10 protein-coding genes are annotated in these 13264 nt (G+C 70.6%); all 10 read right to left on the reverse strand.

What is annotated here, in order from left to right; all coding sequences use genetic code 11:
- Window positions 1–31 precede the first annotated feature (31 nt).
- Window positions 32–2083 (reverse strand): family 43 glycosylhydrolase, encoded by a 2052-nt coding sequence (locus OG241_RS43655; RefSeq protein ID WP_405823776.1) that lies wholly within the window; start codon window positions 2081–2083, stop codon window positions 32–34.
- A gap of 137 nt (window positions 2084–2220) precedes the next feature.
- Window positions 2221–5361 (reverse strand): RICIN domain-containing protein, encoded by a 3141-nt coding sequence (locus OG241_RS43660; protein WP_405823778.1) that lies wholly within the window; start codon window positions 5359–5361, stop codon window positions 2221–2223.
- A gap of 52 nt (window positions 5362–5413) precedes the next feature.
- Window positions 5414–6424, reverse strand: a complete 1011-nt coding sequence (locus tag OG241_RS43665) for an aldo/keto reductase (RefSeq protein WP_405823780.1) — start codon at window positions 6422–6424, stop codon at window positions 5414–5416.
- A gap of 22 nt (window positions 6425–6446) precedes the next feature.
- Window positions 6447–7484 carry a sugar kinase gene (locus OG241_RS43670; RefSeq protein WP_405823782.1) on the reverse strand — a complete coding sequence of 346 codons (1038 nt, stop codon included), beginning with the start codon at window positions 7482–7484 and terminating at the stop codon, window positions 6447–6449.
- Window positions 7472–8110: a bifunctional 4-hydroxy-2-oxoglutarate aldolase/2-dehydro-3-deoxy-phosphogluconate aldolase gene (locus OG241_RS43675; RefSeq protein ID WP_405823784.1), complete on the reverse strand. Its 639-nt coding sequence runs from the start codon at window positions 8108–8110 to the stop codon at window positions 7472–7474. Before OG241_RS43675 ends, OG241_RS43670 begins: the two co-directional genes overlap by 13 nt.
- Complete coding sequence (locus tag OG241_RS43680) at window positions 8107–8868, reverse strand: SDR family oxidoreductase (RefSeq protein ID WP_405823785.1); 762 nt, start codon at window positions 8866–8868, stop codon at window positions 8107–8109. Before OG241_RS43680 ends, OG241_RS43675 begins: the two co-directional genes overlap by 4 nt.
- Window positions 8865–9908 (reverse strand): zinc-binding dehydrogenase, encoded by a 1044-nt coding sequence (locus OG241_RS43685; protein ID WP_405823787.1) that lies wholly within the window; start codon window positions 9906–9908, stop codon window positions 8865–8867. Before OG241_RS43685 ends, OG241_RS43680 begins: the two co-directional genes overlap by 4 nt.
- Window positions 9909–9993: 85 nt before the next feature.
- Window positions 9994–10899: an amidohydrolase family protein gene (locus OG241_RS43690; RefSeq protein WP_405823789.1), complete on the reverse strand. Its 906-nt coding sequence runs from the start codon at window positions 10897–10899 to the stop codon at window positions 9994–9996.
- A 38-nt stretch (window positions 10900–10937) separates the two neighbouring features.
- Window positions 10938–11285 (reverse strand): L-rhamnose mutarotase, encoded by a 348-nt coding sequence (locus tag OG241_RS43695; protein WP_405823791.1) that lies wholly within the window; start codon window positions 11283–11285, stop codon window positions 10938–10940.
- The gene (locus tag OG241_RS43700; RefSeq protein WP_405823793.1) at window positions 11282–13261 is read right to left on the reverse strand and encodes a hypothetical protein; all 1980 of its coding nucleotides are present in this window, start codon (window positions 13259–13261) and stop codon (window positions 11282–11284) included. Before OG241_RS43700 ends, OG241_RS43695 begins: the two co-directional genes overlap by 4 nt.
- Between the last annotated feature and the right edge of the window lie 3 nt (window positions 13262–13264).

Genomic DNA, 13264 nt, shown 5'->3' on the forward strand with positions numbered 1-13264 from the left:
AGCCATGGCTTTCCGGCCCCGCCGCCGCGAGCTAGCCGGGGAGTCGGGAGAACGTCCACTGCTGGTTGGTGCTGCCCCGGTCGGTGAACTGGATCAGCGCGGCACCGTCGGCCGTACTGCCACCGCTGACATCCAGAACCTTGCCGCTGTTACGGTTGACCAGGGCGAACGCGCCACCGTTCAGTGGACGCAGCTGCCACTGCTGGCTGGTCCGCCCGTCGGCCGTCGACTGCACGATCCGTGCGCCGTCCGCAGTGGAGGACCCCGCCACGTCGAGGACCTTGCTGCTGTTGACGCACATGACGGTGTGGTAGCCGTCTCCGGTGGACTGGAAGGCCCACTGCTGGTTCGGGTTGCCGTTGTCGGTCACCTGACTCACGGCGGCCCCGTCCGCGGAGGATGCTCCGGATACCTCGATGAGCTTGCCGCTGCGCACACTGACGCACTTGTACGCCCGGGTGGGCGCGATCGTGTACTGCACCGAGTCCACATCGACGTAGCCGGTGTTGTTCGGGTTGTAGGTGTACAGGCCGATCCGGTCGCCGCGGTAGCCGCCCCAGGTGAGCTGGTAAGTGCTGCCGAACGGGGTGAACGCGCTGCCGTCGAGGCTGTAGGAGAACCTGCTGACGCCGTTGACGTCCCAGGTGGTACGCAGCCACACGGCGTTCTGCATGACGGCCGGGCCGTCGGTGAGGGTGCCGCCGGCGTTGTGCGCGATCGTGGTGGTGGTTCCGGTGCGCCGGACGCCCAGGCCTGCGTAGGTGGCCGCGTAGTGGCACAGTCCGGCGTGCTGGCCGTCGGCGAGGCCGGCCAACTCCATGCGGACGGTCACCGTGCCCCCGCCCGCCGTGCGCAGCGCCCGCTGGGTGAGGGTGTTCCCCACCTTGGTCAGGTTGTCGCCGGCCAGCGGTGCGAACGCCTTCAACCGCAGGTGGCCGGGGCGTTCGGTCAGCGACCAGTAGCCCGCACGCGCCTGGTAGTACCACTCCCACTGCGGCTTGAGGCCGGTGCCGGTGAACAGGTCGCTCGTCACCACGGCGGGAAGTGCGTCGACCGGCAGCCCGGGTGTGCCGCCGGTGGGCACCCGGCCCGTCCACACCATGGTGCCTGTGCCGTCCGCGCCCACCTGGCCCAGGATCGGCCAGCCGTCCACCCAGGTCACCGGCAGGAGGGACAGCGGACGCCCCTCCCAGTCGCCGTGGCCGTGGTGGGTCACGAAGTACCAGGTGCCGTCCGGGGTCTGCACCAGTCCGCCCTGGTTGGGCTCGCGGTCCACCGCGGTGTTCACGTGTTCCAGCTGCCGGGTCTCGAACGGGCCGAGGAGGCTGGAGCCGCGGTTCATCATGAGCACCCGGCCCTCGGATCTCACCTCGCTGTACAGGTGGTAGTAGAGGCCGTTGATCTTGTAGAGCTTGTTGGCCTCGCTGCCAGGCGACTGGTGGATGACCGTGGGTGTGCCGAGCAGTGACCTGCCGTCCGCGGACAGCTGGAACAGGTTGATCTTGTAGCTGTCCGAGTAGTGCGTGGCGACGAGGTAGCCCTGGCCGTCGTCGTCCCAGAAGGGGCACGGGTCGTCCCAGCCGGAGGTCCGCCACACGGCCGTCAGCGGGTCCCACGGTCCGGCCAGCGAGGGTGCCGACGTCATGAAGAAGCCTTCGTCGGGAGTGTTGAAGTACACCCAGTAGCGCCCCGCGTGGAAGCGGATGGCCCCGGCCCACACGCCACGGCCGTAGCGGTTCATCCGGTCCCAGTTCAGCAGTGGTCCGATCTGGGTCAGGTCACCGACCGCGCCGCCGAGTGTGCGCCAGTTGACCAGGTCCTTCGAGTGCAGGACGGCCACGCCGGGCGAGTACCCGAACGTGCTGGTGATGCCGTAGTAGTCGTCGCCGACCCGGATGCAGTCCCAGTCGCTGAAATCGCCCGGGAGAACCGGGTTGACGTAGGTGCCGTCGCCCTGGTCGCCCCACTTGCCGGCCGACAGTGCGGCCGCCTCTGCCCTGCCCGGTGGCAGCAGGCCCGGCAGCAGGAGCGCCCCGGTGCCGACCGCGGCGAGCCGGCCGAGCTGTCGTCTGGTGATGTCCACAAGTCCCGTCCCTCGGTAGGGGTCCTCGCATGTGAGGTGGTACTGCTCGATTCGGATGCGCGGTGCTGGAGGTACGCGGGGACGGCGCCGGTCCGGGTTTGGCCGGCACCGTCCCTCGCACCCCTTTGGCTCGCGGATCAGTCGACGTCGACGACCTTCCACAGCTGGCTGTCGGCGTTCGTGTCCGTCGTCTGGACGAGTTGAGTGCCGCCCGAGGACACGTCGAGCACCTTGTCGCTGTGCACGTTCTTGATCTTGTAGTAGCCGTTTCCGGTGGCGGCCAGTGTCCAGTGCTGGTTCGCGGCGTCGGTGTCGGACGACTGGATGACGGACGCGCCGTCGGCGGTGGAAGCACCGCTGACGTCCATGAGCAGGGCACTGTTCCGGCTGACGATCTCGTAGCTGCCGTCACCCACCGGGACGAAGCGCCAGTTCTGGTTCCCGGCTCCGGAGTCGGTCCACTGGATGATGTCGGCTCCGGCGGTCAGCGATCCGCCTGACACATCGACCGCCTTGTTGCTGCTCTTGTTGACCACCTTGTAGTTGGCGTTCTTCGCGGGGAACTGGATGGAGGCGAACGCGTCCAGCGCGCAGACGGTGCTGGAGGCGGCGGTGTTCTTCGTCCCCGTGCACACCACCCTGATCGTGTGCGGGCCAGCGGCCAGGTTTGTCCTCTCGAACAGCGGCACCTGCTTCGTCACCGTCGGGGCGTAGGCGTCGATGCCCGCCTGGGTCAGGGTGCCGTCGAGGTGGACGTCCACCTTGCCCATGTTGGGCTGCGTCATGCTGAGATAGCGCACGCCAGTGCCGGTGAACGAGAACTCGGCGTAATTGCCCGCGCTGCTCGTGAACTTCTCGGACCCGTTCATGTCCTTCGTGTCGTTCCAGTTCGACCAGGTGCCGGAGTAGGTCACGCCCCCGGCCTTGTCGTCGACGTGGTTCCAGCGCTGCCGCACAAGCGCCTTCGACGCGGGGGACGCGTTGCCCTGGGCGTCCACGACGTAGAGCCGGTAGTCACCCGCCGTCTGCGGGACGCGGATGCTCGTGGAGGTGCCGCTCGCGCTGGTCATGGTGGGACCGGCGGCGAACGTCGTCGTACCGGCGGGAGCCAGCCACAGCGTCCTGGTCGCGTCCTTGGGGCTGCGCACGGGAATGGTCAGCACGCCCGTGCCGGCGAACGTGCTCGCGGGCAGCGCGTAGTCCTGCGGCGCCGTGACCGCGGCGGGCAGAAGGTTCTTGTAGGCCTCCTCCAGACCCGCGTTCAGGGCGATGCCGTACGCCTGCGACGGCCACACGTTGTCCCCGTAGCCCCGCACGTCCTGGATCGTGCTGTTCGGGACGTTCCTGCCGGCGATCTTGTTGACGGTGCCGTAGTTGTTGGTGATGGTCAGGTCGTGCTGTCGGCCCCAGGTGCCGGAGTTGACGGTGTACGCCAGGCCCGGGTCGACGTCGAACACGTTGTCGTGCTCGTTGAGGAAGGCGGATCCTTCGTCGGGGTGCAGGCCGTACTTGTGGCCGGCCGGAACGCCCTTGATGTAGTTGTCGCTGATCTCCGTTCCCGGCTGGCTGCCCAGCGTGTAGATGGGAGCGGAGTCGCCGAGCACCTGCATCGTGTCGAGGATCTCGTTGTACTTGACGGTGTTGTTCTTCGCCGTGGTGGTCGGGTTCCCGGGATTGATCGAGTTCGCCGAACCGTCGAAGTTCCACCATCCCCAGCCGAGCGTGATGCCCGCCCACGGGGACTTCTCGATCCGGTTGTGCTCGACGGACAGGGAATCGACGAAGTACGCGGACACGGGGCTGGAGCCCTGGAACAGCACCGCGCTGTCGTAGAGGTAGTTGTCCGTGATCGATATGTTCTTGCAGAGTCCCTCGACGTTCACCGGGTACTTCTCGTTGTTCGTCGAGGTGTGGTCACCGATGTACACGTGCTGGGGGTGCCCCACGGTGAGGGCGGAACCGGCGATGTCATTCGTGACGTTGCCGCTCAGCTGAGAGTCCGTCACGTCGTTGGCCAAGGTGATCCCGTCGGCGCCGGTGTGCTGCACGGTGTTCCCCTGCAGGACGATCCCGTCGGCGTTCTCGATCCGGACGGCCGCGGGCGGCAGGTCGACGTTGCGGTAGGTGTACGCGTGGAAGTTCTGCTTCGCATACACGTTCGAGTTGGCGTTGCCCTGCTGGCCCTGTCGGAAGACGGAGCCCGCGACATTGGTCAGGTTCCAGTCGGAGTGCTCGATCGTGAGCCCGGAGAACGTGATGTTCCGTGCGTGGTCGGTCGTCGACGTGCCGGCGACGTCGATGAGGGTGGAGAGGTTCTTCGGCGCGAAGGCCTGCGCCGTCGTCATGTCATCGGAGCCGGCCTTGTAGTAGTACAGCGTGTGGGTGCTCTTGTTGAAGTAGAACTCTCCCGGCTGGTCCAGGAACTCGAACGCGTTCATGATCGTGTGGCTGCCACTGCCGGCGACGAACTTGGCGTACGCCGATCCCTGGGCGATGGCCGCGCCAGGTTCCTGGAACTGGGCCACGCGGCTGGCGCCGTCCGAGCTCGTGGTGATCTGGCGGACTCCGACGATGGCCGTGTTCCAGGTGCTGGCCGACACGATCTCGACGTCGTCCTGGTTGGACGCGATGGCCGGCAGGTCGGAGAGGCTGTACTTGGCCCCGTCGCACTGCGAACCCGACTCCCAGGCCCAGGGAGCCTGGCCGGCCGTGACGCTGTAGGTCCCGTAGCATCCGGCCGAGTTGATCGTCTTCGACGCCATCTGAGCGCGCTTGCCGTTGACGTAGAGGGCGCGGAGCTTGTTGTCGCGGTTGAGGGTGGCCTTCCAGATGTTCCCGCTGTGCTGGGTCCAGCCGGACACCTGAACGCCTCCGTCCAGGACCGGCTTCTCGCCCGGGTAGGCGGCGTAGGTGATGCGGTGCCCGTTTGTGCCGGAGTCGGCCGAGGTGAAGGAGACGGTGCTGCTCACCGGGTAGGTGCCGTCCCGGAGATAGACGTTGATGTCCCCGGTCATGCTGTTGTTGACCGTGCGCACGACGTCCCGGGCGTGCTGCATGGTCTTGAACGGTGCCGTGATCGTGCCGGCGTTGGAGTCGTCACCGTTGGGGGCGACGTAGTAGGTGGCCTGGGTCGCGGCCGAGGCGGGTGTCGAAGTGGTGAGGGAGGCCAGCACGGTGGCCGAGAGCGCCATCGTGAGCGCTGCCGGGAGGAGGCGCGGGCTGCATGCGGCCGGGTGTCTGCCCCTCTTCGGGGCGCGGGCATTCGGGAACGTGAACATGAGCGGCTCCAGAAGGTGTGTTCGGGCGACGGCTGCGGTGCCGCCGTGCCGGTCAGCAGCGGCGGGGGTGCCGCTCCTCGTTCGCGGTGGGCACATCGGCCCTGATCAGCCCCTGCGCGCGCAGTTCGTCCCAGAGCCCGTCGGGGACGTGTCGGGCGTGCAGTTCGACGTTGCGCCTGACCTGCTCCGCGGTGCGCATGCCGAGAGTGACGTTGACGACGGCGGGATGGGTACGGGGGAAGGCGATGGCGGCGGCCGGCAGGGTGGTGCCGTAGCGCTCGCAGACCTCGGCGACGGCCAGGGCCCGCCGCACCAGGTCGGTCGGGGCGTCCTGGTAGTCGTACTTCATGCCCTCGGCGGGCCGGTCCTGGGAGAGGAGGCCGGAGTTGAAGACGCCGACGGCGACGACGCTCTTGCCGTGGGCCTGCGCGGCGGGCAGGACGTCGTCGAGGGCGGACTGGTCGAGCAGGGTGTAGCGCCCGGCGAGCATCACCACGTCGGCGGCGGTCTCGCGCAGGAAGCGGGCGAGCATGGCGGACTGGTTCATGCCGGCGCCGATCGCCCCGATCACGCCTTGGTCGCGGAGCTCCGCGAGGGCGGGCATGGCCTCGTCGGCGGCCTGTTGCCAGTGGTCGTCGGGGTCGTGGAGGTAGACGATGTCGAGGCGGTCCAGGCCGGTGCGCTCCAGCGTTTCCTCGAGGGAGCGCAGCACGCCGTCGCGGCTGAAGTCCCACTGCCGGCGCAGGTCGTCCCGTACGACGAACCCCTGGTCGTCGACGCCCCGCGGGTGTTCGTTGTGGACGAGGAGGCGGCCCACCTTGGACGAGACGACGTACTCGTCGCGGGGTCGGTCGCGCAGGGCGGCGCCGAGCCGGCGTTCGGAGAGGCCGAGGCCGTAGTGCGGTGCGGTGTCGAAGTAGCGGATGCCCGCGTCCCAGGCGGCGTCGAGGGCGGCCGAGGCACCATGGGCGTCGGTCACCCGGTAGAGGTTGCCGATCACCGAGGCGCCGAAGCCGAGTTCGGTGACCTCGACGGGGGTGTGAGGGATCTTCCGGCGGCGCAAGAGGTGCTCCTGAGAGGGTCGTTCAGCGTCGGACGTGGGCCGTGGCGCCGGCGATGAGCGCTTCGATCTCGGTGCGGGTGGCCATGGAGACATCGCCGGGAGTGGTCATCACCAGGGCGCCGTGGGCCGTGCCGTAGGCGAGGGCGCGTTCCAGGGAGTGGCCGGCGAGCAGGCCGTGGATCAGTCCGGCGGCGAAGCCGTCGCCGGAGCCGATGCGGTCCAGGACGTGCAGGCCGGGCATGACGGGGCCGGTGACGTGGCCGGTGCCGGCGGACCAGGCCGCGGAGGTCCAGTCGTTGACGCCAGCCGAGGGCACCTCGCGCAGGGTCGTCGCGAGGACCTGGGCAGCGGGCAGCAGACCGGCTACGGCGGCGAGGGCGTCCGGCACCTCGTCGGCCGCGAACCGCACGGCCCCCGGATGCCTGCCCGCCAGACCGAGTGCGCCCACGACCACGTCGGCGTGGCGGGCCAGGCGCAGGTCCGTCTCGCGGGCCCGCTCCGGTCCGCCGCGCCCGGCCCACAGACTGGGGCGGTAGTTGGGGTCGTAGGAGACGGTGACGCCGTGCCGGCGCGCGGCCGCCATCGCCTCGTCGGCCACGTCGACGGTGGTGTCCGACAGGCCCGCGAAGATGCCGCCGGTGTGAAACCAGCGCGCCCCGGCCGAGAACACCGTGTCCCAGTCGACGTCGCCCTTGCGCAGTTGCGAGACGGCCGTGTGGGCGCGGTCGCTGACGCCGAGCGCTCCGCGGATGCCGTAGCCCCGTTCGACGAAGTTGAGACCGTTGCGGGCGGTGCGGCCTATACCGTCGTCGGGCAGCCAGCAGATCATCGAGGCGTCGACCCCGCCCTGGAGGATCAGGTCCTCGACGAGGCGTCCGACCGCGTTGTCCGCCAGGGCGGTGACGACGGCGGTGCGCACTCCGAAGCAGCGGCGCAGTCCCCGTACGACGTTGTACTCGCCGCCGCCCTCCCAGACCTGGAAGCCGCGGGCCGTGCGGATCCGTCCCTCGCCGGGGTCGAAGCGCAGCATGACCTCGCCGAGTGCGATCACGTCGGCCACGGCGTGCTCCGTTCCACGGCTTCGGCAGTGAGCCGGCGAATCTCCGGGTAGTCGCCGCTCGCGAGGAGAGCGGGGGCGGCCATCCAGCTGCCGCCGACCGCGAGTACCGCCGGTTCGGCGAGGTAGTCGGCCAGTCCGGCGGCGTCGATCCCGCCGGTCGGCATGAACCGCACCCCGGGGAAGGGAGCCGCGAGCGCCCGGAGCATCGCCCGGCCGCCGAGCGGTTCGGCGGGAAACAGCTTGACGGTGTCGAGTCCGGCCCGCAGGGCGCCCATCACCTCGGTCGCGGTGGCGACGCCGGGGACCACGGGCACCCCCAGTTCCCGGCACGCGGCGACGACCTCGTGGTCCAGGCCCGGGGAGACGACGAAGCGCGCCCCGGCCGCCACGGCCCGCTCCGCCTGCTCGGCGGTCAGCACCGTGCCGGCACCGACGACCAGACCACCCTCCGCGGCCATCGCCTTCACGACCTGCTCGGCGTCCGGGGTGCGGAAGGTGACCTCCGCGCAGCGGGCGCCGCCCGCGGACAGGGCGCGGGCCAGCGGGGCCGCCGTGGCGGGATCGGGCACGGTCAGGACCGGCACGATCCGTGCCCCGGCGAGCAGGGCGGTGAGGTCGGTGGTCATCGGCCCAGCCATCCGCCGTCGACCGGGAGCACGACGCCGTGGACGTAGGCGGCGGCGTCCGAGGCGAGGAACACCGTGGCGCCCGCGAGGTCGTCGGCGCTGCCCCAGCGGGCGGCCGGGATGCGGTCCAGGATCGCCCTGCTGCGGTCCGGGTCGTCCTGGAGCGCCTGGGTGTTGTCGGTGGCGATGTAGCCCGGCGCGATGGCATTGACGTTCACCCCGCGTGGCGCCCACTCGTTCGCCAACGCCTTCGTCAGACCGGCGATGCCGTGCTTGGCGGCGGTGTAGCCGGGCACGGTGATGCCGCCCTGGAAGCTCAGAAGGGAGGCCGTGAAGATGACCTTCCCCTGCCGGCGCGCCACCATCGACGCGCCGACCGCGCGGGCCAGCGCGAACTGGGCGCTGAGATTGACCTGGAGGACCAAGTCCCAGTCCGCATCGGTGTGTTCGGCAGCGGGGGCCCGGCGGATCGTGCCCGCATTGTTGACCAGGATGTCCACCGGACGCTCCCGGCCCGCGAGGTCCGCGCCCAGTTCCCGGACGGCCCCGGGATCGGCGAAGTCGGCGCGGATCGCCTCGAACGTACGGCCCGCGGCGCGCACGTCCTTCTCCACCGCGCTGCCGGACTCCTCCAGCGAGGCGCTCACCCCGATGACGTCCGCGCCGGCCTCGGCGAGCGCGCGGGCCATGGCCCGGCCGATGCCGCGCCGGGCGCCGGTGACGACGGCCAGCCGTCCGGTGAGGTCGAAGGCGGTCATACGGCGGCCTCCTGGGCCTCGTCGGTGCAGTCCACCAGGATCTTCATCACGTTGCCGCCGCCCTCCAGCGCCTCGAACGCGGCCGGTGCCTGGGTGAGCGGCACGACCTTGCTGATCAGCCGGTCGGCCGGGATGGTGCCGTCGGCGACCAGAGTCACCGCTTTCTCGAAGTCGGAGCGGTCGTACAACCGGGCTCCGACGAGGGTGAGTTCACGCCAGAAGAAGCGGTGCAGGTTCACCTCGCGGGGGCGGGGGTGGATCGCGACCAGGCAGAGTCGGCCGCGCACGCCGAGCACGTCGACCGCGGTGTCCACGCCGCCTTGCGCGCCGGACACCTCGAAGGCGACGTCCGCCCCGGCGTCCCCGGTCCAATGCCGGACCAGCTCGGGCAGGTCCTCGGCGGCCGGGTCCCACACGGTCAGCCCCAACTCCTCGGCAAGCAGCCGCCGGTGGGCGCTCAGCTCCACCACCCGGACGTCTCCTCCGGCGGCCTGGGCGACCAGCGCGATCAGGACGCCGACCGGGCCGCCGCCGACCACGACGACCCGCTCACCGTCGCTCACCCCGGCCCGGCCGACGTCGTGCACCGCGACCGCGGTGGGCTCGACGAGGGCGGCCCGGTCGAGGGGGAGGGAGTCGGGCAGCCGTATGAGAGTGGAGGCGGGCACGGTCCAGCGCTGCTGCATCGCGCCGGGGGAGTCGATGCCGATGAAGTCCAGGTGCTGGCAGATATGTTGGTGACCGGCGTGGCAGGCGGGGCAGGTGTCGTCCCAGCGCAGCGGCATCACGGTGACCGCGTCACCGGGCGCCCAGCCCTCCACGTCCGAGCCGACCCGGACGACACGGCCGGCCATCTCGTGCCCGAGGACGGCGGGCGCGGCGACTCGGGCGTCCATGTCGCCGTGGAAGATGTGCAGGTCGGTGCCGCAGATGCCGACGTAGGCGGGGGCCAGCTCCACCTCGCCGGGGCCCGGCGAGGTGCTGGGGGCGGGAGTCGTGTCGAGGGTGCGGGCGGACAGGTAGCGGGCGGCAAGTGGCATGGGGCAGGGGTCCCTTCGGCGCGGCCCGGAGCATGCGTGGCGGTGTGTCCGGCGCGGGTTCGGTGCGATGTTCGGTGGGGCGGGGTCAGGTCGTTCGGATCGCCCCGTCGCTCTCTCCGGCGACGGGGGCAAGCCGGTAGAACGCGGTCGCGGTGCCGGCGAGAAGCGCGTGGACATCGCTCTCGCTCCAGCCGGTGAGCAGTTCGTCCACGGCGCGGGCCCACCGGTTCCAGCCGCCCGCCAGGTTGGCGACCGGCCAGTCCGAGCCGAACATCAGCCGCTCGGGGCCGAAGGCGGAGACCAGCACGTCCCAGGCGGGGCGGATGTCGGCGGTGGTCCAACGGGTGTGGTCGGCCTCGGTGATCAGCCCGGAGACCTTGCACACCACGTGCGAGTGTGCGGCCAGCCGCCGGATGCGGCGGTCCCACTCCGCGAAGTCCTGCCGGGCGATGTCCGGCTTGCCCGCGTGGTCGAGGACCTGGGGCAGGTCGGGGAAGCGTTCCGCGAGCCGGATCGCAGAATCGAGCTGGTGATCGCGCACCAGCACGTCGTAGCGCAGTCCGCGGTCCAGTGCGGCCCCCAACCCGCGCTCCACCTCCGGTCGTTGCAGCCAGTCCGGGTCCGTCTCGCCCTGGACCAGATGCCGTAGGGAGCGCAGATACCCGCCTCCCGGCCCGGCGATCAGCTGATCCAGCACGTCAGCGATCGCCGGGGAGGTGAGGTCGGCCCAGCCGACCACGGCCTGGATCAGCGGCTCCTGTTCGGCGAGCGCGAGCAGGTCCTCGGTCTCGGCGACCTCCGCGATGCACTGGACGACCACCGTGCCGTGCAGCCGCCGGCCCGCGACGGGGTGGGTGGCGGTGGAACGCAGGTCCTCGGGGGTGAAGGTGCGGCGGATCGACGCCACACCGGGGTCGTCCAGCCAGGGTTGTGGACGGTGGTCGAGGTCCCACAGATGGTGGTGCGCGTCGACGAGCACAGGTGCGTTCACGGGCTGGTCCAAGTCGGGTCGGGCTGATGCGGGTCGGGTCAGACGGTGGCGTCGTCGCCGGGCGGGCTCAGGTGCCAGATCTCGGGGAGTTCGCTCCACTGGCGGCCCTCGCCCCGGTCGGGCCAGGGTTCCTGGCACGGATCGGTGAGCTTCCACCACCGCTGGGTCTCGGGGTCGGCCTCGATGGACGCCATGTCCGCCTCGAAGTCCTCGCCGTGGTACTCCAGGTAGGCGAACAGCACGTCACCGTGAAGGTAGATGCTGTAGTTGCGGATGTTCGCCCGGTGCAGGGCGGCTTCCACGCCGGGCCACACGGCGGCGTGGAGCCGGAGGTACTCCTCGCGGTGCTCGGGGATGAGCCTGATGGTCTGGGCGATGCGCTTCATACCGGTTCCCCTGTCGTGCCATGGGAGGTGGACTCGTCGAACGGCGTGCAGTAGCTGGGTGTGCGGGTACGAAGCGCCAGCCGCAGGGTGAGCCGGACACGCGTGGAGGCTGGCAGACGGACCGTCAGATACGGGCCGTCACAAGGGACTTCGGCCTCGGAGACCACCGGCTCGGTGTGGCCGTAGTCGTACATGTCCCCGATCCAGCCGTCGTCCGTGCAGGTCGTGTACCGGACGCCGGTGATGGTGTGCTCGGCGAAGGCGCCCGCCTGGACGATGACCGTCCGGTCGGCGTCGGGGGAGAGGTTGACCAGTTCGACGGTGGTCGCCTCGGGGGCGATGGAGGTGACCAGGGCGGCGACGTCCGCGGGCAGACCCGCCCGGCGGGCATCGGCGTCGTGGTAGCGCAGCCTCGCCTGCTGCAGACCGCCGTTGTAGAGCACCTGGGGGCCGCCCCAGGTCAGCTGGACGAGGGCCTCGGTGACCACCGGGTTGGTCTGCTGCCACACATGGATGTCGGCCTCGGGCACGTCCAGGTCGCGGTAACGGTCGATGCGCCGCAGCCGGTGCCGGACCTGGGCCTGGGCGACGGCGAGGATCCGCTCCGGATAGCCGGGGTCGTCGCCGGCGAGGAACGCGAACCACGCCTTCTCGTGCCCGGACTCCTCCTTGGCGCGGAAGGGCCGTACGGTGCGCCAGTCGATGCCGTCGGCCTCACGCAGCCGCTCGAGGCGGGCGCGGTCGGCGTCGGAGGAGGTGTGGTGCCAGAGGGCCACCGGCACGGGGGGCGTGGCCGGGTTGTAGTCGAACCAGCCCGAGTCGTTGTGCCGGAAGGGCAGGTGGAGCGTGGGCGTGTCCTGGTCCGGGCCGAGTTCGACTGCCCACTTGGAGGGCAGGCTGGAGTCGGCCTCCGTGTGGGGCATGACCTTGCCGCGCTCTATGAGGGCGTCGAGTGAGGTCGCGACCATGGAGAGGTAGTCGTCGTCCCCGGTGACCGTCGCCGCCGCGAGCGCCGCCACGCAGGCCGCGTGACCGACGCTGTGCCAGCCGTGCGGCCAGGACCAGCCGTAGTGGCCGCCGTACCAGCGGCCTTCCAGGAGGCTGCCGACGACCCCGTCCGGGCCGACGTTGTCCGGGATCAGGCCGCCCTGTTCCCGGGTGCGCTCGCGCCAGGCGCCGACGTACTCGACGATCCAGTCCCGGTAGCGTTCCTCGCCGGTCAGGATCCAGGCGTTGAGGACCAGTCCCGCCGCGGCGAGGTTGAGCGCGGTGTCGCCGACGCCCATCCGGTCCCGCATCTGGTCGCCGAGCCGCGGGTCCGCCGAGAGCGGGTACGGGCCGTCCTGGGCCTCGGGCAGCCAGTCGAGCGGGAAGCCGTAGGTCTCCGCCTCCTTCAGCAGCCAGGGGTACACGTCGCCGTCGAACAGGCCGGTGCGCCCGGGGTCGCTGCCGTTGTGCGGGCGGGTGATGACGCGGTGCTCGGGGTCGTAGTTGCCCTTGGCGGGGTCGACGTACAACTCGGCGAAGCGCAGGGCGCGTTCGGCCCAGCGGTCGGGGGCGGCCATGCACAGGAAGTAGAGCAGCAGCAGGCTCTCGCCCTGGTGGAACCAGTCGTAGCCGCGCTCGTACTCGTCGCGCAGCATGTCCAGTTCGGTCAGCTGCCTGGTGACCCCCTCCCAGTGCTTCTCGCTGGCGGGCAGGAGGTCGTCGGCGCCGCCGAGGAGGTACAGCTGGGGCCAGTTGAAGAAGACCTCGTAGAAATCGTCGACGCCGTCGCGGCTGGTGAGCCGGTCGTTGTAGTTCAGCCGTCCGTCGGGGCCGGTGAAGTCGCGGGCGAAGCGGCGCCAGGCGTGGTCGAGCAGGTCGAACAGGGCGCGCTGTGCGACGGCCCAGCCGGGGGGTTCGAGCAGGGGGACCGTGGCCTGGACATCGGGTGTCGAGTCGCCGGAGGCGTCGGGGTGCGGGCTGAAGGGCATGAG

The organism is Streptomyces sp. NBC_01390, assembly GCF_045040105.1.
In the GTDB taxonomy this organism is placed as follows: Bacteria; Actinomycetota; Actinomycetes; order Streptomycetales; family Streptomycetaceae; genus Streptomyces.